At 66.5% G+C, this 23,220-nt stretch carries 21 protein-coding genes, 1 tRNA gene and 1 pseudogene; 14 read left to right on the top strand and 9 right to left on the bottom strand.

All coding sequences use genetic code 11. The annotated features are described in order from the left end of the window. Positions 1 to 119 precede the first annotated feature (119 nt). Genes AC3FOF_RS39335 through AC3FOF_RS39325 form a run of 3 tightly spaced genes read left to right on the top strand, consistent with a single transcriptional unit; the run spans position 120 to position 3,603 of the window. Positions 120 to 1,319, top strand: a complete 1,200-nt coding sequence (locus tag AC3FOF_RS39335) for a serine hydrolase domain-containing protein (protein ID WP_488729695.1) — start codon at positions 120 to 122, stop codon at positions 1,317 to 1,319. Between the two features lie 14 nt (positions 1,320 to 1,333). After that, entirely contained in the window at positions 1,334 to 2,404 is a 1,071-nt protein-coding gene (locus AC3FOF_RS39330; protein WP_488729694.1) for a zinc-binding alcohol dehydrogenase family protein, read from the top strand. After that, the gene (locus AC3FOF_RS39325; RefSeq protein ID WP_488729693.1) at positions 2,401 to 3,603 is read left to right on the top strand and encodes an MFS transporter; all 1,203 of its coding nucleotides are present in this window, start codon (positions 2,401 to 2,403) and stop codon (positions 3,601 to 3,603) included. Before AC3FOF_RS39330 ends, AC3FOF_RS39325 begins: the two co-directional genes overlap by 4 nt. A 26-nt stretch (positions 3,604 to 3,629) precedes the next feature. Here AC3FOF_RS39325 and AC3FOF_RS39320 read toward each other — a convergent pair whose 3' ends face one another. After that, positions 3,630 to 4,439: a 5'-3' exonuclease gene (locus AC3FOF_RS39320; RefSeq protein ID WP_488729692.1), complete on the bottom strand. Its 810-nt coding sequence runs from the start codon at positions 4,437 to 4,439 to the stop codon at positions 3,630 to 3,632. Positions 4,440 to 4,597: 158 nt separating this feature from the next. Here AC3FOF_RS39320 and AC3FOF_RS39315 point away from each other — a divergent pair, with 158 nt between their 5' ends. Next, positions 4,598 to 4,840 (top strand): MarR family transcriptional regulator, encoded by a 243-nt coding sequence (locus tag AC3FOF_RS39315; RefSeq protein WP_017226723.1) that lies wholly within the window; start codon positions 4,598 to 4,600, stop codon positions 4,838 to 4,840. A 211-nt stretch (positions 4,841 to 5,051) separates the two neighbouring features. Next, a tRNA-Met gene (locus AC3FOF_RS39310) sits at positions 5,052 to 5,127 on the top strand. 137 nt (positions 5,128 to 5,264) lie between these two features. On the opposite strand, the gene AC3FOF_RS39305 is transcribed toward AC3FOF_RS39310, so the two are convergent. After that, complete coding sequence (locus AC3FOF_RS39305) at positions 5,265 to 6,293, bottom strand: SDR family oxidoreductase (RefSeq protein ID WP_276267992.1); 1,029 nt, start codon at positions 6,291 to 6,293, stop codon at positions 5,265 to 5,267. 190 nt (positions 6,294 to 6,483) lie between these two features. Here AC3FOF_RS39305 and AC3FOF_RS39300 point away from each other — a divergent pair, with 190 nt between their 5' ends. Together AC3FOF_RS39300 and AC3FOF_RS39295 are read left to right on the top strand one after the other, a co-directional pair. After that, positions 6,484 to 6,687: a hypothetical protein gene (locus AC3FOF_RS39300; RefSeq protein ID WP_276267993.1), complete on the top strand. Its 204-nt coding sequence runs from the start codon at positions 6,484 to 6,486 to the stop codon at positions 6,685 to 6,687. Continuing rightward, positions 6,660 to 7,349 carry a TetR/AcrR family transcriptional regulator gene (locus tag AC3FOF_RS39295; RefSeq protein ID WP_276267994.1) on the top strand — a complete coding sequence of 230 codons (690 nt, stop codon included), beginning with the start codon at positions 6,660 to 6,662 and terminating at the stop codon, positions 7,347 to 7,349. The genes AC3FOF_RS39300 and AC3FOF_RS39295 overlap by 28 nt, the downstream gene beginning before the upstream one ends. On the opposite strand, the pseudogene AC3FOF_RS39290 reads toward AC3FOF_RS39295, so the two are convergent. Then, positions 7,328 to 7,492: pseudogene (locus tag AC3FOF_RS39290) on the bottom strand (3-phosphoglycerate dehydrogenase); the annotation flags it as partial. The gene AC3FOF_RS39295 and the pseudogene AC3FOF_RS39290 sit on opposite strands and share 22 nt — an antisense overlap. 39 nt (positions 7,493 to 7,531) lie before the next feature. Continuing rightward, positions 7,532 to 8,500: a Bug family tripartite tricarboxylate transporter substrate binding protein gene (locus AC3FOF_RS39285; protein WP_488729691.1), complete on the bottom strand. Its 969-nt coding sequence runs from the start codon at positions 8,498 to 8,500 to the stop codon at positions 7,532 to 7,534. A gap of 106 nt (positions 8,501 to 8,606) precedes the next feature. Here AC3FOF_RS39285 and AC3FOF_RS39280 point away from each other — a divergent pair, with 106 nt between their 5' ends. Next, complete coding sequence (locus AC3FOF_RS39280; protein WP_017226719.1) at positions 8,607 to 9,383, top strand: IclR family transcriptional regulator; 777 nt, start codon at positions 8,607 to 8,609, stop codon at positions 9,381 to 9,383. Positions 9,384 to 9,522: 139 nt separating this feature from the next. On the opposite strand, the gene AC3FOF_RS39275 is transcribed toward AC3FOF_RS39280, so the two are convergent. The 3 genes from AC3FOF_RS39275 to AC3FOF_RS39265 all read right to left on the bottom strand — a co-directional run bounded on the left by AC3FOF_RS39275 (position 9,523) and on the right by AC3FOF_RS39265 (position 12,732). Further along, entirely contained in the window at positions 9,523 to 10,911 is a 1,389-nt protein-coding gene (locus tag AC3FOF_RS39275) for an amino acid permease (RefSeq protein WP_488729690.1), read from the bottom strand. A gap of 151 nt (positions 10,912 to 11,062) precedes the next feature. Continuing rightward, entirely contained in the window at positions 11,063 to 12,295 is a 1,233-nt protein-coding gene (locus AC3FOF_RS39270) for an NAD(P)/FAD-dependent oxidoreductase (protein ID WP_488729689.1), read from the bottom strand. A gap of 83 nt (positions 12,296 to 12,378) precedes the next feature. Next, positions 12,379 to 12,732, bottom strand: coding sequence for a RidA family protein (locus tag AC3FOF_RS39265; RefSeq protein ID WP_017226716.1), 354 nt, complete (start codon positions 12,730 to 12,732; stop codon positions 12,379 to 12,381). A 372-nt stretch (positions 12,733 to 13,104) separates the two neighbouring features. Here AC3FOF_RS39265 and AC3FOF_RS39260 point away from each other — a divergent pair, with 372 nt between their 5' ends. After that, entirely contained in the window at positions 13,105 to 13,749 is a 645-nt protein-coding gene (locus AC3FOF_RS39260; protein WP_017226715.1) for a helix-turn-helix domain-containing protein, read from the top strand. Between the two features lie 220 nt (positions 13,750 to 13,969). Here the strand turns inward: AC3FOF_RS39260 and AC3FOF_RS39255 are convergent, their stop codons facing one another. Then, positions 13,970 to 15,133 (bottom strand): glycosyltransferase family 4 protein, encoded by a 1,164-nt coding sequence (locus tag AC3FOF_RS39255; RefSeq protein ID WP_488729688.1) that lies wholly within the window; start codon positions 15,131 to 15,133, stop codon positions 13,970 to 13,972. Beyond that, positions 15,120 to 15,872 (bottom strand): polysaccharide deacetylase family protein, encoded by a 753-nt coding sequence (locus AC3FOF_RS39250; protein ID WP_017226713.1) that lies wholly within the window; start codon positions 15,870 to 15,872, stop codon positions 15,120 to 15,122. The genes AC3FOF_RS39255 and AC3FOF_RS39250 overlap by 14 nt, the downstream gene beginning before the upstream one ends. A gap of 520 nt (positions 15,873 to 16,392) precedes the next feature. On the opposite strand from AC3FOF_RS39250, the gene AC3FOF_RS39245 reads away from it, so the two are divergent. The 5 genes from AC3FOF_RS39245 (at position 16,393) to AC3FOF_RS39225 (ending at position 23,003) form a co-directional block, all read left to right on the top strand. Further along, complete coding sequence (locus AC3FOF_RS39245) at positions 16,393 to 17,727, top strand: ATP-binding protein (protein WP_488729687.1); 1,335 nt, start codon at positions 16,393 to 16,395, stop codon at positions 17,725 to 17,727. A gap of 82 nt (positions 17,728 to 17,809) precedes the next feature. Beyond that, positions 17,810 to 18,943 (top strand): macrolide transporter subunit MacA, encoded by a 1,134-nt coding sequence (gene macA / locus AC3FOF_RS39240; protein WP_488729686.1) that lies wholly within the window; start codon positions 17,810 to 17,812, stop codon positions 18,941 to 18,943. Further along, positions 18,940 to 20,928: a MacB family efflux pump subunit gene (locus tag AC3FOF_RS39235; protein ID WP_488729685.1), complete on the top strand. Its 1,989-nt coding sequence runs from the start codon at positions 18,940 to 18,942 to the stop codon at positions 20,926 to 20,928. The genes macA and AC3FOF_RS39235 overlap by 4 nt, the downstream gene beginning before the upstream one ends. Continuing rightward, positions 20,921 to 22,426, top strand: a complete 1,506-nt coding sequence (locus tag AC3FOF_RS39230) for an efflux transporter outer membrane subunit (protein ID WP_488729684.1) — start codon at positions 20,921 to 20,923, stop codon at positions 22,424 to 22,426. Before AC3FOF_RS39235 ends, AC3FOF_RS39230 begins: the two co-directional genes overlap by 8 nt. Positions 22,427 to 22,748: 322 nt before the next feature. After that, a complete protein-coding gene (locus AC3FOF_RS39225; RefSeq protein ID WP_488729683.1) occupies positions 22,749 to 23,003 on the top strand; it encodes a hypothetical protein in 255 nt (84 codons plus the stop codon). Positions 23,004 to 23,220 lie beyond the last annotated feature (217 nt).

Here is a 23,220-nt window from a genome sequence, read left to right as displayed (position 1 = left end):
GGACAATTTCATCCTGATAATCAGGAACTGTAGCCTACTTTTTCCCGAGTCAATTGTTTCTTATCGTCTGCAGGAGCCGGAAATCACCCGGAAACCTCTTGCAACGAAGGAAACTACCCATGTCCTCCCTCCTCCCTGCCCTTGACGGCGGCACCCGTCCTGCCCACCTATCCACGCGTGTCGATACCGTTATCGATCAGGCCATTGCTGCGCACCGGCTGGTCGGCGCCGTCGTCCTGGTCGCCCGGGATGGCGAACTGGTCCACCGGCGCGCCGCCGGCCTGGCCGACCGCGAAGCCGGGCTGCGGATGCGCGAGGACACGCTGTTCCGGCTGGCCTCGGTGTCCAAGCCCATCGTCTCGGCCGCCGCGATGGTGCTGGTCGCGCAAGGACGGCTGGCGCTCGACGAAACGGTGACCCGCTGGCTGCCGGCATTCCAGCTGCGGCTGGCCGGCGGCAGCGCCGCCGCCATCACCGTGCGGCAGCTGATGACCCACACCGCCGGGCTTGGCTACCGCTTTTTCGAAACCGACGGCAACGGGCCTTATGCCCGCGCCGGCGTATCGGACGGCATGGACCTGCCGGGCATCACGCTCGCGGAGAACCTGCGCCGCATCGCCAGCGTGCCGCTGCTCTACGCGCCGGGCACGGCCTGGGGCTATTCGCTGGCGACGGACGTGCTCGGCGCCGTGATCGAACGCGCCTGCGACACGCCGCTGGGCGACGCGGTGCGCACGCTGGTCACAGGGCCGCTGGGCATGGACGACACCGGCTTTTTCGTGGATGCGGCCAATGCCGGCCGCCTGGCCACCGCCTATGTCAACGATGCGCCGGTACCGCGCCGCATGCAGGCGCAGGATGTGGTCCCGGTGGTCGACGGCACGGCCGGCATCCACTACGCGCCGGCGCGCGCCCTGGACGCCGGCGCCTTTCCCTCCGGCGGCGCCGGCATGGTTGGCAGCGCCGGCGACCTGCTCCGCCTGCTGGAGGTGCTGCGCCAGGGCGGCCGCCCGCTGATGCCCGCCGCCTGGGTGGACGAGATGGGCAGCAACCAGACCGGGGAATGGGGCCCCCCCGACGCACCGGGCACCGGCTTCGGCCTGGGCTTCTCGGTGCTGCACGATCCGCTGGCGGCCGGCTCGCCGGAGTCTCCCGGCACGTGGCGCTGGGGCGGAGCCTACGGGCACTCATGGTTCGTCGACCGCGCCCGCGGCCTGAGCGTGGTCGCGTTCACCAACACCTTGTATGAAGGCATGTCCGGCCGCTTCGTCACCGACCTGCGCGATGCCGTCTATGCGGCCGGGACGGTGGCGCGATGAGCGGGATCCCTGCCATGAAGGCCGTCGCCTTTCGCAAGCGCGCGTGCGTCGACGAAACGGACAGCCTGTACGACACCGAGATCGAGCGGCCCCGGCCCGGTCCGCGCGACCTGCTGGTGGCGATACGGGCGGTCTCGGTCAATCCCGTCGACACCAAGATCCGCGCCGGCCTGGTGCCCGTGCCCGACGCGGTATCGACGCTGGGATGGGACGCTGCCGGCATGGTGGAGGCCGTGGGCAGCGAAGTCACGCTGTTCCGGCCGGGACAGGCTGTGTATTACGCCGGCTCCTTCGATCGCGCCGGCACCAACGCGCAGTTCCATCTCGTCGATGAGCGGATCGTGGGCCGCAAACCCGAAACGCTGAGCTTCGCGCAAGCCGCGGCGCTGCCCCTGACGGCACTGACCGCCTGGCAAGTGCTGTTCGACCGGCTGGGCGTCGCGCCCGGCAAGCCCGCGCAGGCGGGCAGCCTGCTGGTGGTGGGCGGCGCTGGCGGCGTGGGCTCCATGCTGATCCAGCTGGCGCGGCGCCTCACCGGCCTCACGGTGATCGCCACCGCTTCCCGGCCGCAGGGCCGCGACCGGTGCCTTGCGCTGGGCGCGCATTGCGCCATCGATCACACGCAGGCGCTGCCGCAGCAGGTGGCCGCGCTCGCCGCGCCCCCGGTCACCCACGTCGCGGCGCTGTCGCACACCGGCCGCCACCTGCCGGCGCTGGCGGCACTGATCGCGCCGCAAGGCCGGATTGCCGTCATCGACGATCACGACTTCCTGGACGCCACGCCGCTCAAGGCCAAGAGCGTATCGCTGCACTGGGAAATGGTGTTCACCCGGCCGCTCTACGGCACGCCGGACATGATCGCCCAGCACCGCATCCTGAACGAGGTCGCCGCGCTGGTGGATGCCGGTCTGCTGCGTCCGTCCCTGGGCCGGACCCTGCATCCCATCGATGCGGCAAACCTGCGGCTGGCGCACAGACTGGTGGAGCGCGGCGAGGCAACGGGCAAGGTGGTGGTGGCCGCGCTGGATCCGCACGGCGAAACACAGGCCCATGCGCTCGGCAGCCCGCCGGAGAAACAGCCATGAATGCCGGCCGCTCCCTGTTCTTTATCGCGCTCGGCCTGTTCGGCCTGTACGCCATCGAGTTCGGCGTGGTCGGCATCCTGCCGGTCATCGTGGCGCGCTACGGCGTCACGGTCGCGCGGGCAGGCTGGCTGGTGGGCCTGTTCGCGCTGGTGGTGGCCGTGTGCGGGCCGTTCATGGTGCTGTGGCTGTCGCGCTTTGCCCGCCGCAAGGTGCTGGCGGGCTCGCTCTTTGTCTTCGCCGCCTGCAGCGTACTGTCAGCATGGGCGCCGGACTTCGGCTCGCTGATGGCGCTGCGCGTGGTCCCGGCGCTGCTGCATCCGGTGTTCTTCTCGCTGGCGTTCGCGGCGGCCGTGTCCCTGTACCCGAAAGAGCGGGCCACGCATGCCACGGCCATGGCCTTCGTCGGCACCAGCATGGGCCTGGTGCTGGGCGTGCCGATCACCGCCTGGATCGCGGCACGCGTCTCCTACGAAGCCGCCTTCCTGTTCTGCGCCGCCGTCAATGCCGCGGCAGGCTGCGGCCTGCTGGCGATGCTGCAGGACACGCCCGGGCCCGCTGCCCCGGGGCAGCAGGCTGCCCCCGGCCGGCCATCGGCGATCCTGCGCAAGCCGGTACTGTGGCTCAATCTGGCAGCGACCGTGTGCGTCTTCGCCACCATGTTCTCCGTCTACAGCTATGCCGCGGAATACCTCGCGCGCGAGGCCCGGATGGGTGGCGAGGCGATCGGCGCGCTGCTGGTCGTGTTCGGCATCGGGGGGGTGGCCGGCAACCTGCTGGCCGGCAGGCTGCTGGCCAGGAGCCTGGCCAGGACCGCGCTGCTGCACCCGCTTGTGCTGAGCGGGGCCTACCTGGTGCTCCATGTCTGCGGCAGCGCATCCTTTGCGCCCATGATCGCTGTCTGCCTGCTGTGGGGCGCGGCGCACACCAGCGGCCTGATCGTCAGCCAGATGTGGCTGGCCTCCGCCGCGCCGGAAGCCCCGGAGTTCGCCACCAGCCTCTACATCTCGGCCGCCAACGTCGGCGTGGTGTTCGGCTCGGCGGTGGGCGGCTGGTTCATCACCGCCGCGGGCATGACCGGGGCGCTGTGGAGCGGCTGGCTGTTCGCGGTGCTGGCGACCTTGTCGGTGGCGCTGAAGCTGGCGCTGTTCGACCGCCAGCCGGCCGGCGCGCGTGGCGAGGTGACTTCCGGGGCAGCGTAGATGCCACTGCCATGCCACTGCCGGCGCTACTCCGGCCGCAGATCGCCAAGACGCAGCATGTTCCACGTCAGGCCCAGCTGGGCATCGGTCTTGAGGGAGACCAGTTGGCGCGAAATGCGGGCAAGATCCGCTTGCTCGGCCAGGTTCTTGCCGATGATGCCTGGCTCCTGTGACGCGTTCGCCAGCACCGTCTCCAGGTCGCCATGGCGTTGCAGCAGTTTTACCGCGGTCTTCGCGCCGATCTTCTGCACACCGGGGATATCGTCCGAGCTATCCCCTAGCAGGGCGAAATAGTCGCCAAGCTGGTGGCTGCCGACACCGAACTTGTCGAGCACATAGCGCTCGTCGAACCAGGGTTGCTCCTGGTTCTTCGGCGTGGCGAAGTGGTTGCGCACGATCGCGCCGTCGGCAATGAGCTGGAGGATGTCCTTGTCGGTGCTGACCGCGATCACCTGCCCTTCCTTGGACGCAATCCAGCGATAGAAGGCCGTGCCGATGATGTCGTCGGCCTCGTAGCCGTCGATGGCGGCGGTCTGGAGGCCCAGGACTTCCGTCAGCGTCAGGCGGAAATCGGGAATCACCTCGGCCAGTTCCGGATCCATCGGCTTGCGGTGCTGGCGGTACGGCGGGTACAGCGCGTGCCGCCAGGTCTTGCCGCCGGTATCGAATGCCGCCAGCGCGTGCGTGGCCTTGCATTCGGTCAGCGCGCGCCGGAACGAGGCCAGTGCCGAAAGCACGGCGCCTTCGACCTTGGCAGGAATCTCCGGCGCGGGGTTGGCCTCGTAGACGCGGCGCAGGATGTTCAGGCCGTCGATCAGTAGTAGTGTGTGCTGCATTGTTGTTGCGATGCGTTCCGTCTGCTTTCCGTCAGACCCTCTATTCTGACGGGCGAAATCCCCGGCGCAACATTTTAGGGTGCAGGATCCGCGAAAACGTGGGGTTGCATCGGCGGGCCAGCCCGTCTAGTCTGAGCAGATCCAACCTGTTCCCGGAAATGAACAACAATCACGACACCCGCCACGCAGTACTCGCCGCCCTGCAGAAAACGGGCACCCCGATGGACTCGTACCAGGTCGCAAAAGCCACGGGCGTCAGCCCGATCCAGGCGGCCCGGACGCTGACCAAGCTCACCGCCAAGGGGCTGGTGCTGGCCCAGGACCCATTGGGCGCGGAGACCGACCTGTCGGCGCGGTTCAGCCTCGCGCCGGAACAAGAGACGGGCGGCGACCCGGGCTGAGCGCATATGGCCTGAGCCGTTACCGCCACTTCCCGCTGCATCCTGCGCCATCCGCTTTTCCCACCGGAAAAGCGGAAATCGGCGATTTTCCGCATTTTTATGGCAGAAAGAGCGGGACACCTTGGTGCCGCATGCCAGCAATAGCGGCATCGCGCCGAAAAAAAACCAATCAATGCTATCCATTAGCCGCCAACCCGCGTATATTTCGGCCCGCGGGGTGGAGCAGTTGGCAGCTCGTCGGGCTCATAACCCGAAGGTCGCAGGTTCAAGTCCTGCCCCCGCAACCAGATTCGAAAGCCCGTGCGGTAATGCCGCACGGGCTTTTTGCATTCCGGGGGCTGGTGAGAGGCCTGGACATCAAAGGACGCAGCCTGCTGGCGAGGACTGCGACGGTGCTGCCGCCGGCCCGCAGGATGCCGGGGCTTCAGGCCAGAGCCGGCTGATCGCGATGATTGCGGAGCCAGTCGAGTTCATCGGACAGGGTCTGCTCCAGCGGCCGGAAGCCCAGGCCGAACTCCTGCTGGATGCGTTCGCCCGAGAACCGCCGCCCGTGGTCCTGCGCGATATTGCGCACCGTGGCCATGCTGAGCAGCACGGGCTTGCCGGTGAGGCGCGCGTAGGATTCCTGGACTGCAGCCACCACGAACAACAGCCAGCGCGGCACGGCGCGCGTGGGCGCGGCGCGGCCCGACACCTTTTCCATCGCCGCCATCAGCTCCCGCATATGCAGCGGCCGGCCGGCCGCCAGATAGCGGCGGCCAGGCACGCCGCGCTCGGACGCCGCCAATGCCACGGCGGCAACGTCCCGCGCATCCACCACCGAGAAGGCCGCGTCGATCACGCCCGGCAACTTCCCCTGCAGGTAGTCCAGCACGAACTGCCCCGCAGAGGTCGGGCCGGCATCCCGCGGCCCGTGCATCCAGCCCGGCAGCACCAGGCAGGCCCGCATGTCGGGATGCGCGGCGACGAAGCGGTACACCGTCTCGTCGGCCTCGATCTTGCTGCGGTAATAGTCGTCCACGGCGCCGACATCGGTTTGCAGATCATCCTCGGTCAGCAGTTGCCCGGTGCCGCCCCGCAAGACCGCAATGGAACTGATATGCACAAAGCGCCGTACGCCTTGCCGATAAGCCGCATCCAGCAACTGGCCGGTGGCAAGCACATTGGTTTCGTACAACTGCGGCCAGTGGCGGCCGCCCTTGTAGCTGTCGCGGAAGTGAGCGGCGGCATGGAATACCACGTCCACCCCTTGCAGCGCGTCCTCATAGGCCTGGCGTTGACGAACATCGCCCACCACCACAGAAAGCCGATCGCCGGCATCCGCCGGAAGCTGGCGGCGCGCCTTGGCGGCGTCGCGCGCCAGGGCCTTGACGGCATACCCCTGGCTGAGCAGAAGGGCTACCAGGTTGCTGCCCAGCAGCCCGGTGGATCCTGTGACGAAAGCGGTTTTCATATATTCTATTCGGTGTTCAGATACCGAATAGTATTTGAATGACAGGAAAGATGCAACGCAGCGGCTGGCGCTTCTCCCCGCCCACGCCGATGCGAGCCATGGGGCCTGCCGGCACCTGCAACGCCCGGCCAGGCTGGATGCCCGATATACAATCGCGGCTTGCAGGACGGCGCGTTGCCAGAGAACATGGATGCCGCAGACCTTCGAATGCAGGACCTCCCTCCCCGGCACGGCCAGCGCTGCGTGGCGCCGGGCAACCACGGCGCAGGGCATCGACGACGAATTGTTTCCCTGGCTGTGCAACGCCACCCTGGCCGGCCTCAAGAAAACCATGGCCCGCAGGCCACAGCATCTCCTCCCGAACGCATGCCACCGATCCAGAAAACCCGACTGAGCCGCGAAGAAAGCCGTGCCCGCACCCGAGCCTTGCTGCTGGAGAGCGCACGCGTGGTGTTTGCCAAACAAGGCTATGCAGGCACCTCGGTCGACCATATCGCCGAGGCCGCAGGCTACTCCAAGGGCGCGTTCTATTCGAACTTCGCCGCCAAGGAGGACATCTTCCTGGAACTGCTGGACGCGCACATGCAGGAGGAGGCCGAAATGCTGGAGGGGCTGCTGGCCAGCGCCAGGACCGTATCCGAGGTGCCGGAACTGCTGCGCGGGATCGGCGACATGTACCGCAGCTTCGAAACCGATATCGACTGGGGCCTGCTGGTGCTGGAGTTCAACCTGCAGGCGGGCCGGGACCCGCGCTTCCTGGATATCTATCACCAGCGGTTCGCCACGCACCGGGCCCAGATGACGAAGATCGTGGAGCGGCTGTTTGCGATCGCACAGGCCAGGCCGCCCTGCTCCGCGCTGGAACTCACCATTACCCTGATCGCCCTGTCCTACGGCATCCCGGCCCAGCGTTCGACAATACCGTCCAGCGTGCCCAAGGGCTTGCTCGGCAATATGATCGAGGTAGTGCTGGCATCCATGATCCAGGCGGGCAGCGCGCCGGGCGGGCCAGCCCTGCGCACCCCGGCCAAGACGGCGGCGGCGCGCAAGCGCTGAAGCGCCGCGGGAAATACCAGTGCCGCCGCCACGCCCATGCCCACATAGGCCGCGTTCGTCACGCCACCGACGTGCGGGCTCAGCAAAAACCCCGGCTGGCCATGAAAGCCATGCGGCATCGTCATGGGCTCCACGGCAAAGCTGAGCGGGAGGCCGCGAGAAGCAGCGGGGAAGAACGCGGATCAGTCGACCTGCGCGCCGGATGCCTTGACGGCAGACGACCAGCGGACGATGTCCTTCTTCATCAGCACGCCGAACTGTTCGGGCGTGCCGCCCAGTACATCGGCGCCCTGGTCGTTCAGCTTCTTTCTCAGCTCCGGCACCTGCAACGCCTTGTTGAACCCGGCATTCAGGCGCGCCACGATGTCCCTGGGCGTTGCCGCCGGCGCCACGAAACCAAACCAGGTCACGGCTTCGAAGCCGCCGTAGCCCGACTCCGCAATGGTGGGCACGTTCGGCAGGTCGGCCATGCGCTGCGCCGAGGTCACGGCCAGGGCCCGCATCTTGCCGTTGCGGATGTGGCCGATCAGCGTCGGCACCGACGACAGGTACAACTGCACCTGGCCGCCGATCAGGTCGTTGACGGCCTGGGCCGCGCCCTTGTACGGCACATGGGTGAACTTGATGCCGGCGGTCTTCTGAAACAGCTCGCTGGTCAGGTGCGCCACCGTGCCGTTGCCCGGGGAGGCCATATTGATGGCGCCCGGCCGGGCCTTGCTGGCCGCCACCACGTCGGCCAGCGTCTTATAGGGCGAGTCCATCGTGGTCACCAGCACCAGCGGCGCGCTGGCCACCAGGCCGACGGGCGTCAGGTCTTTCTCCACGTCGTACGGCAGCTTGCGGTAGAGCGTGGGGTTGATGGCCAGGTTGCTGGTCTGCCCCAGCACGATGGTGTAGCCATCGCCGCTTGCCTTGGCCGCGGCGTCCACGCCAAGGTTGCCGCCCGAGCCCGGCTTGTTGTCCACCACGAAGCGCCAGCCCTGCGCCATCGCCACGTTGTTGGTCACCTCGCGGGCAATGATGTCCGTGCCGCCCCCGGCCGGGAACGGCACGATCACGCGGATGGGCTTGGCGGGATACGGTTGGGCCAGGGCCGGCAGGGCCAGCGCGCAGAACAGGGCGGTCGTCAGGCCGCGGCGCAGCAGCTTCATGGAGTGTCTCCGAATCTGGTTATTGGCTCGATTGCCTGGAACGGATTCTCTTTCCACGTTGCATCCAATACAATATGGTTTCATCTCACGAAACATATCCCGCCTGATGGAACAATCCAATCCCGCAAGCACCAGCGAGGCGGCCGACGACACGGGCGGCGGCGTCATCGCTGTCAGACGGGCCCTTCGCGTGCTGGAAGCCTTCGGCGTAAGCGATGCACAGCTGAGCCTGGCCGAGCTCAGCCGCCGCACGGGTTTCCACAAGACCACGGTGCTGCGCCTGGCGCGCACGCTGGCGGCGGACAACTACCTGGTGCAGAAAGAGGATGGAAGCTGGCGGCTCGGACGCGCCGCAGGCTGGCTGGGCGCGTGCTACCAGGCCACCTTCAACGTGCATGAGGTGGTGGAGCCCGTGCTGCGCGAGCTGACGATCAAGACCGGGGAAAGCGCATCGTTCTACGTGCGCGAAGGCCAGCAACGCACCTGCCTGGTGCGCGTGGAAGGTCCGCAGGCCATTCGCCACCATGTACGCATCGGGGCGGCGCTACCGCTGGACAGCGGCGCGCCCGGGCGCGTCATCCTGGCGTATTCCGGGGAGCCCGGCGAGCCCTACGAATCGATCCGGCGGCGCGGCTACCACTTGTCCATGGGAGAGCGCGAGCCGGAAGTCTCCAGCGTATCGGCGCCGGTGTTCGGCCTGCACTGGCGGCTGCTCGGGTCGGCCTGCATTTCCGGCCCGACCTCGCGCTTGAACGAGGAGCGCCTGCTGGCCCTGGCGCAGACCGTGGTGGACGCGGCCAACCAGCTATCCTACGCAATGGCGGGGAGCCACCGCCCTGCCTCTCCGGGTCCGGGAAGCAGCCCGTCGACATGGCATCCGTGACGTGGCGCCGAGCCCCGCATGCGGCGACGGCGCCTCGCCGTGATGGCCCCTCCTGCTGAGGACATCCGCGGGACTTGGGCTCACAGCAGGCGCCGCGTCCGCACAAGCGCTGGATGCAGCCCGATCCATGAACGGGACGTCAGCTTTCGACGCCGACCGCAACCCGGCTCAGCCTTGCTGCCGTCCGCAAGCCACCGGATAGTCGATAGATGATCGTCAGCAATAGCACCCAGGCCACGCCGACGTAGACGGACCCGCGCGTGGATTCGTCGAGACCAAGCATGATGAACACGAACGCCACGAAAACCAGGCAAGCCCACGACGTGTATGGCGCCAACGGCATGCGGAAGCTTGTCGTCACGCCCGCTGCGATCAGCCTTTGTCGAAACTTCATGTGCGTCAACACGATCATCGCCCAGGTCGCAACGACCAGGAACGAGAGCATGGACATCAGCCAGCCAAAGACCTTGTCGGGAACGATGTAGTTGAGGAGAACCCCGAATGCCATGCACACAATGGTAAAGAAGACGGAACGCGATGGCGCGCCACTGCGGCTCAGCACCGTGAACGCCGACGGGGCCAGCTTGTTTTCCGACAGGCTCGTCAGCACGCGCGAACCGCTGAATACAACGCAATTGAAGCTGGATAGCGCTGCCGACACGACGACGAAATTGATGATTCCAGCTGCCTGCCGGACGCCGAGCGCCTGGAATGTGGTGACGAACGGGCTGCCTTGGGTCCCGAGTTCATTCCACGGGTACAGTGCCATGATGATGAACAAGGCCCCCACGTAGAAGATCAGGATGCGCCACAGGACCGAGTTGATTGCACGCGGGATGACCTTTTCCGGTTCCCTGGCTTCCCCTGCCGTGAGACCGATCATCTCGACGCCCGCAAACGAATACGCGACGATCGGCAGCGCGCTTACCAGTCCGATTGCGCCGTTCGGAAAGAAACCGCCATGCCGCCATAGATTGGACAGGCCAACGGGAACGCCATGGTTCCCAAGCCCGGTGAACACGATCAGCGAGCCTCCGGCTATCATCAGCAATATGGTGGCCACTTTGATCAGTGCAAGCCAGAATTCGAACTCGCCGTATGCCTTCACGTTGAGAAGATTGAGCCCGAAGATAAAGATGATCGAGGAAAATACCCAGATCCACTGTGGTATCTCGGGATACCAGAACCGCATATAGATGCCGACCGCCGTCGTCTCGGCGACGCCAACCCCGACCATCAGAATCCAGTAGTTCCAACCGACAAGATAGCCGGCGAACGGCCCAAGGTACTCAAACGCATAAGAGCCGAACGAGCCTGCCACCGGACGATGCACCGCCATTTCCCCGAGGGCGCGCATGATCAGAAAGATGATTGCGCCACCGGCCGCGTAGGCAAGCAGCGCCGACGGCCCCGCAGCACGGATGGCGGAGGCCGAGCCCAGGAAGAGGCCAACGCCAATGGCCATGCCCAGGGCCATGAAGGAAATCTGGCGTGACGTCAAGTCACGCCTCATCTTATGTTGCTCCATTTCGTCTCCATTGATTAGTCGTCACGGCGACCGCGCACGCGGCACATCCGTTGTTCGAACTGCTGCGTAAAGAGGGGGATCCTCGCCTGCCTCGTGGCGAATAGAGCGGCCGCGTCACCGTGCGCCAGGGACTCCGACCGGGAGGCCTGCGTCAGAACCTGTCCACCCGGAAGGGATAGGGGTCGGCGACAGGTTGCGTACCGGTCATCATTTCCGCGATCAGCCGGCCGGTGATCGGCCCGAGTGTCAGTCCGTGATGCGCATGTCCGAAGGCGAACCATAGGTCCTTGTGGCGGGGCGCGGGTCCAATAATCGGCATCATGTCGGGCGTGCAGGGCCGCCTGCCCAGCCACGGCTTGTCATCGAGGCGCAAGGCGAGCGGGAACATCTGGCGCGCAATCGGTTCGATGGACTCCAGTTGCACCGGTGTGGCCGCCGAGTCGCGATGCCCCAGTTCGACGCCCGTGGTCAGGCGGATGCCGCGTGCCATCGGCGTGATGAGATAGCCGTTCTCCACGTCGAGCACCGGCTGGTTCAGCCGCGCGCCCGCTTTCGCGGCATAGTGCATGTGATAGCCGCGCTTGGCCACGAGCGGTAGCCGGTAGCCCAGCGCCGAGCTGATCGTATCCGACCATGGACCCATCGCCACGACCGCCGAGCGCGCTTCGATCCGGCCATGCTGCGTACGGACCGTCCAATGCGGTTCGAGCGTCGTGGCGTCGCCGATCAGAACACGGCCGCCGAGTTGTTCGAAATGGCGGGCATAGGCCATGACAAGCGCGTGCGGGTCGCTAACGGAATCAGACGCGGTATAGCGAAGCGCGCCCACGAGCGAATGATGCAGGAACGGCTCGTCCTGGCGCAGCCTGGCGGCGTCGAGCGATTCGAACGGCACGCCATACTCTGCATTCCAGCGCTCGGCCTCCCGGGTCTCGGCATCTTGCTTCCTTGCCGTACGGAATACCTTGAGCCAGCCCCCCGCTCGCAGCAGGGCACCTGCCCCGGCGGCCTCGACGAGCGCGCGGTGCTCGCTCACGCAATGCTCGATCAGCGTCGAGTAGGAGCGCGCAATGGCTGCATGACGGGAGGCCTCGGAGTGATACCAGTAGCGGCAAAGGAACGGCGCCAGCTTCGGCATGGCCGAGAGGTGATAACGCACGTCGAGGGACCGGTTGAGAGCGTACCTGAGCAGCATGCCGAAGCCGCGCGGAAACGCATACGGGTACACACCCTCGCGCTGGATCAAACCAGCGTTGCCAAGCGAGGTCTCGTTGCCGGGCGGCTTGCGGTCGACCAGCGCGACCGACAGGCCGCGCTTCTGCAGATGCACGGCGATGGACACACCCACCATGCCGCCGCCCAGTACAAAGGTATCGAACTTCATTCAGGGATTCCTCGTGTCATGCCACCATGCGCGCTACGCGAGCGATGGTGACTGCTGTCCGGCCGCTCGCGACTGTGTGCGCGTCACGCGAGCGCGGTCACGGCGACTTCCACGTCGAGGCCGGGCTTCATCAGCAGCGCTTGCACGCAGGCGCGCGTGGGCGCATGCCCGGCAGGAACCCAGGCATCCCAGACGCGGTTGAATTCATCGAAATGCTTCGGGTCGCTGAGCCAGACGTTTGCGGAGATGACCCGTGTCCTGTCCGCACCCGCCGACGCCAGCAATGCGTCGATACGGCCGAGAACTTCCGTTGCCTGGACGGTGACCGAGGCGCCGGCCGTGTCGGGTACCTGGCCGGCCAGATACGCGATGCCATTGGCGATCACCACCTGGCTCATGCGTGCGCTTGTTTGAAGACGTTTGATTTCGCTGGACATGATTTCTCCGCTTGAGATATCGGCCGGACTTTGGCCGATGGAATTGAAAACTGGCGGGCTGAACGCACGCGCAGTATCGGATGGGTACACAATGAACGAAGGCGTCTCTCGACCGGACTCGCCGTCCCCGGCGCTGCCCTCTACCGGCCAAGCGGCCGCGCGACGAAGCCGGTGCCAGGTTCGCCGGATGGCAGAAGGAACAAATGGGGGGCAATGCAGCGGGAAAGAATCCCCGCCTTCCCCGATGCGGCAACTGACACAGCGACCGCTCCTCTGATGGCGACCTCGATGTCAGTTATCATATACGAGAAAAGTGAAATTCTCGTATACGAGAAAACCCGAACCTGCACGTACTTTCCTTTGAACACTCGCATGGTCAAACAAGTCGCCAAGACCCGGTCCGCGCCCGCAGCCGAACCGCCTCAGATCGATCACAAGGCGGTCGGCGAGCGACTGCGCGCTGCACGCAAATCGCACGGACTGACATTGATGCAGCTCTCCGAGCTGTCGGGTATCGCGGTGTCGACAATCTCGAAGGCGGAGAGAGGCGATATCGCGCTGACATACGATAAGTTCGCAGCGCTTGCCCATGCCCTGCAGCGCGACTTCGCAGCCATCTTCGGCCGCGAGCGGGAAGCCTGCGCCGGGCCGATGGAGCCATCGTTCACGGCATCCGGCAGACAGATGGTCTACGACACGCCGAACTACGAGTACGGCATGCTGGCGAATGAACTGACGGGAAAACGCATGGTGCCGATGCGGGCGCACATCCGTGCGCGCTCACTGTCCGATTTTCCCGACTACATCCGGCATAGCGGTGAAGAGTTCGTCTTTCTGCTTAGCGGCAGGCTGGAGCTGCGATTCGAGAACGGCAAAGCATTCAGGCTTGAGCCGGGAGACAGTCTGTATTTCGATAGCTCGGTGGGGCATGTGTACATCAGTCTGGGCAAGGACGACGCAGAGGTGCTCGCGTGCTGCGTCGACGGGGATGCCATGCGGCCCAAGGATGCCATCTGAACAGATGGATCGCTGACCGGGCACGAGCGCCCCTGCCCCGGCACTGTCCAGCGGCCGGCCCCCGGTCCGGCGACTGCGGGCCCAACACCCTGCGCCGCAGCGGCCTTACTCTTTGGCGCATCGCCTCGAACATCGCGGTGCCGATGCCCTGCGCCACGCCCCCGCAGGCCTGCCTTCCACCGCCATCGGGCAGAACATGGCGTCGCAGGCTTCGATCGCGCTAACTTGCCCGGCGTTTCCGTCGCCCGGTGGCGAGCAGGCAGTCGCGATACAGCTGCACGGTCTCGCGCCCGAGCAATGCCAGCGAGAAATTGGCCTCCACCCAGCGGCGCCCGCGCTGCCCCATCTGCGCCGCGCCACCCGGGTCTCTCGCCAGCTGGCACATGGCTTCGGCCAGCCGGCGCACGTCGCGCGGCGGCACCAGCACGCCGTGGTCGCCGTCGATGAAGGTCTCGGGAATGCCGTCCAGTGCCGTGCCGATCACCGGCTTGCCGCAGCTCAGCGCCTCCAGGATGACCAGGCCCAATGCCTCGCTGCCCACGGGCGGATGCACCAGCACATCGATCGCCTGCATCAGCGATGCCACGTCATGTTCGAAGGGCAGGAAATGGAGCCGTCCCGAGAGGCCCAGCGCATTGGCTTCCTCGCGTAGTTGCGGAATCATGTCGCCATCGCCGACGCAGAGGAAATGCGAGCGCCGATGCCGCGAAAGCACCTCCGCCGCGGCCCTGACGAAGTAGAGCTGCCCTTTTCCCTCCGGGTATTGCGCCCCACCGATCAGCGCATACAGCCATGCGTCCGGGGGCAGCCCCAATGCGTCGCGCACCCGATGGCGCTGCACGGTTCCGGCCTGGAAGCGCTCGGTATCGATTCCGCAATAGATGCGCCTGAGCTTCAGGGTGTGTTCCGGATCGACGAGGTGAAGCGATTCCTGTACCGCATTGGACACTGCGATCACGTTGGAGAAGGCGGCAAGATACCGGCGCGTCCTCTCCTTGAGACGGGTCATCATATGGCGTGTCACCACGACTTCCGCCTTCCGGCCCGATAGCATCCACGCCAGGATCGCCACCCAGTAGTCGCGCCCATGATGCGCGTGAATGACGTGCATGCGCTGCTCCCGGACGTGGCGCGCCAGGATGGCGGGCCACGCGATGCGCGCGGCGCCGAGTTCCAGCAAGTCGATCCCGTGCATCTGCCGCGCCGCGGCAATCCACTGTGCGCCGCTGGGCGCCGCCAGTGTCACCTTGCAGCCCTGCAGCTGCAAGGCACGGCAAAGCGTAAGCGTGTGGGAATCGATGCCCCCGCCGTCAAGGAGGGAGTTGACCACCAGCACACGCAGCTGCGGCGCGAATGCCGCCGCGATCAGGTCACTGCCCGTCATGGCGAGCCACCTCCGTACCGCGCCGGTCCTCATAGGAGGTGAGCATCTTTTGCAGGAACTGCAGCGGATGCGTGGCACGCGATACCGGCACCCTGGGAAGACGGAAAAAGTCGTGCGCGGCGCAGGCGCGGCCGCGGTTGGTGGTGACAGCGCTATGGAAGCCGGCCTCGCGCACCAGCGCCACGACCGGCTTGTCATACTCGCCAAAGGGATAGCAGAAGTGCCGGACCGGTTCGCCGATCGCGTCCTCCAGCTCATGCCTGCAGCCTTCGATCTCGTCGCGCGCGGCGCGGGCGCCTGCCGCGGCCAGGTCCAGATGCGTGCGCGTATGGGCGCCGATCTCCATCCCTGCCCGGCGCCACTCCCGCAGCTCGGCCCGCGTCATCAGGGGCTTGGCCGGCACGCCGATCGCGGCGTCCCAGGCGTTGGTCTTGCCGATCAGGCCGCTGACGGCATAGCAGGTAGCGCTAAAGCCGACGCGCTGCAGCGCCGGCAATGCATGCTCGATGTTGTTGCGATAACCGTCGTCGAACGTGATGCCGACGACCTTGCCGGCCTTCGCCCCGCGCAGGTAGGGCAGGAGCTCGGTCAGACCCAGTCCGCGAAAGCCCATCAGCTTGAGCATCCGCATCTGCCACCCGAAGTCGCGTGGCGCCACCACGAGGCTGCGCAGCGGCGTACCCCTGGGCGGCGGTGCGTCGATCTGGTGATACATCAGGATAGGGATAGGCTGCGTCATGTCTGGTCTCGGCGGTTCAATGCCGGTTGAAAGCTGTCGGTCAGAAGCTGTAGTTGCGAGAGGACAGCCCGAAGCAGGACTGTTGCGACTGCACGGTATGGACATGCTCTGCGCGCACGCCTGCGCAGCCGATACTGCCTGCCACGGCGGCGCGGGCCCATAAAGCCTTTCCAATCGTTCGAGTCACCCGCAACCCCTTGATCAAGCCCCGGAGTTTATGGATGGGGCGCACCGGTGTCTGTTTGAAAGTCGCGCGAATCTGTGCCGAATTGTGCGGAATTGTCTTTGGTTTATTTCGGCACCGACAAGCGAATCGACTGCCGCTAGAATCAGGCCCCTTATGGCACGGGATGATGATCCACGCGGTGCTCCACGTATCGTGCGCCAATGCCTCAGCCACCGTGCCGGTTGTCGTTCCACGCTTTCAACGCTGGCGCCGCCCCTTGAAATCAGTCCGCATTGCCAGTCACCGGAGCCGGGGTGGTGGACTTCGTTGAGCCCAGCCGGCTGGGAGAGATAGATGATCCGTTCGCTGTTCAAGCTATACCTGATAGTCGTGCTGAGCGTGGCAGCCGCCGTCGCCGGCATCCAGTACGGGCTCCTCCCCCAGCTCCATCAACAACTCAGCGAAATCGAGCGCGAATCCTCGAAGACCTACAATTACCTGCTCGCCCGCTACCTGGACCAGCAAGACATCCGGCGCGAAGCCGCCCTGGCCAGGTTGCAGGCCAACGCGAGCGAGCGTTTCGCCCTGATCGGCATGGACGATGTGCTGCACCTGGGCGAACGCCGGCTGCGGGATCTCCGGGACGGCAGGCAGGTATTCGGCAACGACGGCAAAGACGCTTACCTGCCCCTGCGCGACGGCCAGATCCTGCATGCGCACCGGGAAGAAGTAAACGACACGAACTTCCAGCTCACCGCGTATGCGCTGATCGCCTTCGCCATCCTGCTGGCCGTCGTCACCTGGGTCTTCTATCACTGGCGCGAGCTCAATGCGTTGCAGGAAGCGGCAAGGCAGTTCGGCAACGGCAGGCTTTCAACGCGCGCCAGGCTATCCAGGCGCTCGAACGTCTATCAGCTGGCGCGGCAGTTCGACGATATGGCAGCTTGCATCGAGGCGTCGATGGCGCGGCAACGGGCCATGATCCATGGCATCTCGCATGAGCTGAAGACACCGATCGCGCGGCTGGAATTCGGCATTGCCCTGCTGCGCTCGTGCGGCGACAGCGCGCCCGCCCCTTCGCAACGCGCCCAGCGGCTGGAAGCCTTGCGCCTGAACGTGCGGGAACTGGACGAACTGGTGACGGAGCTGCTCACCCTGGGCCAGCTCGAACAGGGCGCCGTGCCGCTCAGGCTGGTGCCGGTCACGGTCCGGGAGATGGTCGACAGCGTTGCTGCCATCGTCTCCGATGACGCGGCGCAGCGGAACCTGCTCCTGGACGTGCGCAGCACCGGGCCGTACGCGCATCACCTGTGCGACCCGCGCCTGGTCGCGCGCGCCTTGCTCAACCTCTGCCGCAACGCGGTCCGCAATGCGCGCGGCACCGTCGCCGTCGCCTCCAGGACCGATGCCTCGGGCACCCTGACCCTCACGGTCGAAGACGATGGCCCGGGGGTGCCGCCGGAAGAGTGCGAGCGCATCTTCGAGCCGTTCCATCACGCTGGCGCCGGCCTCGCCCGGCACTCCGGGCGCTTCGGCCTCGATCTGGCGATCGTGCGGCGCATCGCGCTGGCCCACGGCGGCCAGGTCTCGCTTGGCAGCGGCAGATCGGGCGGCGCCCGGTTCGTCATCACGCTGCCCGGCCCCGCCAGCGACAGACGGCCACACCTCGGCACACTTCCAGACAATTGAAATTGAATTGCCCACAGACAGGACGGCAACGGGCATCGAGAATCCGGGCTTGCCTATCCACGACGCTGCTTCGATTTTCCCGATGCCTAAAGAACCAGGCCGCTACCGGCGCCCCCTCCTTGCTGCCGCGATCGCGCTGCCGGCCATGCTGGCACTGCTCGCCTGGCGCCTGACGCCGTCCGAGCCATCCTTGTACATCACCGCGCCGGTGACCCGCGGCGACCTGGAAGATACCGTGCTGGCCAACGGCGTGCTGCAACCCGTGCGCCAGGTGGACGTCGGCGCGCAGGTCAATGGTCAACTGAAGTCGCTGAAAGTGAAACTCGGCGACAAGGTCAAGGAAGGGCAGCTTCTCGCCCAGATCGATCCCGTGCTGCTGGAGAACGCCCTGCGCCAGGCCGACGCCGCCGTGGCCAGCGGCCTGGCGCAGCGGGAAGCCAAACAGGCACGGCTGCGGCAAGCCCGCCTGGCCTGGCAGCGCCAGCGCGGCCTGCTGGAGCAGGAGGCCGCGTCCCGGCAGGAAATGGAAGCCGCCGAGGCCGATTTGCGCGCGCTGCAGGCAGAACTGGCCGCACTCGATGCCGACCTCGCCCAGCGGCGCATCAAGGCCGGGTCCGCGCGGATCGATCTCGGCTATACCCGCATCGTCGCGCCGATGGACGGCGAAGTGGTGGCGCTCAGCACGCTGGAGGGCCAGACCGTGGTGGCCTCCTACCAGGTACCGACCATCCTCAAGCTGGCTGACCTGGATTCGATGACCGTCAAGGCGCAGGTATCCGAAGCCGACGTGATCCGTATCGCCGACCGGCAGGCGGTCTACTTCACCATACTGGGCGAGCCGGACCGGCGCTACCACGCGCGGCTGCGGGCCATACAGCCCTCGCCCGAGAAGATCAACAACGCCGTATTCTTCAATGCGCTGTTCGATGTCCCGAACGCGGAGCGCAAGCTGCGTATCGACATGACCGCCCAGGTCACGATCCTGCTGGGACAGGCCAGGAACGCACTGCTGGTACCCCTGGCCGCGCTAGGTCCGCGCGATGCGGCCGGCGCCTTCGCGGTCCGCGTCCTGCACCCGGGGCAACGGATCGAGACGCGGAACGTGCGTATCGGCATGAGCAACAATGTGCATGCCCAGGTGCTCGCGGGCCTGGCGGATGGCGAGCGTGTCATCACCGGCGACGCCAGCGCGGCCAGCGGCCAGGGGGAGCCATGACGCGCGCCCCGCTATTGCTGCTGCAGCATGTGGAACGCAGCTTCCGCGCCGGAGACCAGGAGATCCCGGTTCTGCGCGAGCTCAGCCTGGCCATCTGCGCCGGCGAGATGGTGGCGATCGTCGGCGCCTCGGGCTCCGGAAAATCCACGCTGATGCATATCCTGGGCTGCCTGGACCAGGCCAGCGCCGGCCGCTACCTGGTAGCCGGGCAGGATGTCGCCAGCCTGGACAGCGATGCGCTGGCGCGCCTGCGCCGTGAACGCTTCGGATTCATCTTCCAGCGCTATCACCTGATGGCCCGGCTCAGCGCCGCGGACAATGTGGAGGTGCCGGCGATCTACGCCGCCACCGACCGCGCCGCGCGCCGCGCCCGCGCCATCCAGCTGCTGACCCGGCTCGGCCTGGGCGATCGCGCCGGCCACCGCCCCAGCCAGCTGTCCGGCGGCCAGCAACAGCGGGTGAGCATCGCCCGCGCGCTGATCAACGGCGGCCAGGTGATCCTGGCGGACGAGCCCACCGGCGCGCTCGACAGCCACAGCGGACAGGAAGTCCTGGCCATCCTGCGCGAACTGCATGCCCAGGGCCACACGGTCATCATCGTGACCCACGACATGGGGCTCGCGCGCCACGCCGAGCGCATCATCGAGATCGCCGACGGCCGCATCGTGGCCGACCGGGCCAACCAGCCCGCCCCGCCGCCGGACGCCAGCCATTCCCTCGCGGCGCAAGACGCGCCGCCGGCAGCCGCCCCTCCTGCCGGCCGCGCTTTGCAGCGTGTGCGTGCCTGGCAGGGGTTCACCGAGGTCTTCTCCACGGCCTGGAGCGCGCTGATGGCGCATCGCATGCGCACCGCGCTGACCATGCTGGGCATCGTGATCGGCATCGCCTCGGTGGTGTCCATCGTTGCCATCGGCGAAGGCGCCAAGCGTTACGTGATGACGGATATCCGTGCGATCGGCGCCAACACGCTGTCCATCTTTCCCGGCGCCGATTTCGGCGACGACCGCGCCGCCGGCATCCGCACCCTGGTCGCGCCGGACATCGACGCGTTGCATGCCTTGCCCTATGTGGACAGCGTCACGCCAGTGACCAGCAAGGTCCAGCGGCTACGGCACCGCAACGTGGACATCAATGCCACCGTGCATGGCGTGGGTGCAGGCTATTTCCGCGTGCGCGGGCTCGACATGGCGCAGGGCGTGATCTTCCATGCGGACGAAGAGCGCAGGCATGCACAGGTCGCGGTGATCGACGAGAACACGCGCCGCAAGCTGTTTGGCAGTGCTGCGCCGGTGCTGGGCCAGGTCATCCTGGTCGGCAGCCTGCCTTGCGTGGTGGTGGGCGTGGCCCGCGAGAAAAAGAATATCTTCGACGAGAACGGCAAGAGCCTCAACATCTGGCTCCCCGCCACGACGGCCGGCAGCCGCCTGTTCGGCCAGGCGCATTTCGACGGGCTGACGGTGCGCATACGCGACGGCCAGCCCAGCGCAGCCGCGCAGCATGGTATCGAACGCATGCTGGCACAGCGCCACGGCAAGAAGGACTTCTTTGCCTACAACATGGACAGCATCGTCAAGACCCTGGAGCGCACCAGCCGGGCGCTCACGCTGTTCCTGTCGGCGGTGGCCGTGATCTCGCTGCTGGTCGGCGGCATCGGCGTCATGAACATCATGCTGGTATCGGTGACCGAGCGCACCAGGGAGATCGGCATCCGCATGGCGGTGGGAGCCCGCCAGCGCGACGTCCTGTTGCAGTTCCTGACCGAAGCCGTGCTGGTCTGCCTGCTGGGCGGGCTGATCGGTACCGCATTGGCCTACCTGATCGGGCTGGTGCTGGCGCTGCTGATGCCGCAATGGCAGATGGTGTTCTCCGGAAACGCCGTTGCCGGTGCCTTCCTGTGCTCGTCGCTGATTGGCGTGGTCTTTGGCTACATGCCCGCCCGCAACGCGGCACGCCTGCAGCCGATAGCAGCCCTTGGCCATGAGTAAGCGCCCTTCCCGCACCTCGGCAATGGTCCGCCTCGGCCGTGCGTCGCTGCCGCTGGTGACGCTTGCCCTGGGTGCTTGCGCCGAGTTGCAAACGCCTGTCGTGAACCCGGAACTGGAGGTACCGCAACAGTGGCAGCATGCCACGCAGGCCGCGGCACGGCTGACGCCGGCGGCATCCAGCGCTGGCGCCCTGGAGCCGGACGCGTGGTGGCAGGCATTCGGCGATGCGCAGCTCAGCGCGCTGGTCGCCTCCGCGCTGCGAAGCAACAATGACCTGCGCATCGCCGCGCTGCGGCTCGAACGGGCTCGCCTGCGGCTGGGGCTCGCCAACACCAGCCGCTTGCCGGACGTGGCAGTGGAGGCGCGGAGCACGCGTCAATGGGAGCTGGACCGCGCCGGCCGGCGCGACCAGTCGGCCACCAGCGCCAACGTCAACTACGAAATCGACCTCTGGGGGCGGCTATCCAGCTTGCGCAGCGCGGCAGACTGGGAGACGCGCGCTACCGCGGCCGACTTCGAGGCCACCTCGATCGCGCTTGCCGCCACTACGGCCACGCTGTACTGGCGGGCCGGGCTGCTGAACCAGTTGATCGATCTCTCCGGGCAAAGCCTGGCGGACGCGCGGCGCACGCTGGCACTGGTCGGCGCGCGCCACCATGCCGGCGCCGCCTCCGGCCTTGACCTGGCGCAGGCGCAGCAGCAACTGGCCGCCCTGGAGGCCGAGCGCACCGCGCTGGACCAGGAGCGCAACGTGAACCGCCAGGCCCTGGCGATCCTGTTCAACCGTCCGCCGGAACATGGCGCGGCCGAACCTGCCGGCTTGCCGGCCAACGCCTTGCCGCGCATCGCCCCCGGCATCCCCGCCGCGGTGATTGGACGGCGCCCCGACGTGCGGCAGGCCGAAGCGCGCCTGCGCGCCGCCCTCGCCCAATCCGATGCGAGCCGCGCCAGCTTCTACCCCAGGCTGACGCTGACCGGCATGGTCGGCACCGGCAGCGCGGCGCTCGCCTCGCTGCTGCGGGATCCCACCGCCCTGCTCGGCGCGGGCCTGAGCCTGCCCTTCCTGCAATGGAACACGGCACGGCTGACGATACAGGTCTCCCAGAACGAGTACGAGGAAACCGTGGTGCGCTATCGCCAGTCGCTGTACACGGCATTCGCCGAGGTGGAGAACGCCTTGTCCGACCATGCCGGCCTGGACCTGCGCGCGCAGCACCTGGACGAATCCCTGCGGGCGGCGAGCCGCGCCGAACGGCTGGCGGCAGCCCGCTACCGCACCGGCGCCACCGCGCTGCAGCCCTGGCTCGACGCCAAGGAGATGCAGCGCACGGCAGCCGTGGCAGCGGCGAGAAACCGCTTCGACCGGCTGGTCAACATCGCCACCCTGTACAAGGCCCTGGGCGGGCCGCCGGTGGAGGCGGGTGCGCTGGCGGACGCAAGCTCCGTGCTGCGTGGCCGCAAGAGCAGCTTGCCTGAGCACGGCTCCGGCGGCAGCTAGCCGGGGCTCGGGGCGCGCTATCCCCCGCCGTGCAACGCGCGCAACCGTGCTTGCCACGCGTCCGTTCCCTCGCCCGTCGGCGCCTGCCCGGACATGCGGTATCCCGATTGGTGTCGCTGCGCCGCCCGGCGATGCGCTTCAGGACTTCGGTGGCGTTAACGAGTGTGCTCATGAGAAATGCTTCGTTTCATGGACTGGAGATCCGGAATATAGTCTGGACGTGCGGCGTCGATTCGGGATCGCCCTTTGCGGCGATTGGAATCGATAGCTGCTCTGGCGCTGCAGGGTCTGAAGGCGGAATGGTGCCGGAGACTCTTGGCATATGGATTTGTCAATTTATTTGCTCTTTAATAACAGTTTTTTCTATTTTCTGCTGATACAGATTGGCGCGGGAGATCGGTTTTTGGGGGCTTCTGGCTGCTGGCGCGGCTATACGCCTTTGGCCGTTTACGCTTGGGTGAGGTGTCACTTTTCTTTACTCGTAAAGAAAAGTAACCAAAAGAAAGCGATCCTTGCAGGAGGCTGGCTTGTCGGGCTTGGTGGCTTTGCGGATTCGTGGTGGGCGCGGCGGTTCTAATGAACTGCTGGCGCTACCGGCACGAACGGCATTGCCGCTGCGAATGACAGTGGTTGCATTGTATGACCCCTGAATGGCGATCTCGCTTGCCCATTCAGGCATCTGCCGTTACCGGTCTATATGGCCACTCGATCATAGGCGGCACTGGTTTCGTCGTGGGCGCGGTGGCCCCAGATTTTGGGTATTCGCCTCAAGCCGGAGCCACCGCGCCCACGAC

This window comes from Cupriavidus sp. 96C5-1, assembly GCF_057798855.1.
The sequence above is the reverse complement of the archived record's forward strand: the minus strand, read 5'-3'. Positions and strand labels throughout refer to the sequence as shown.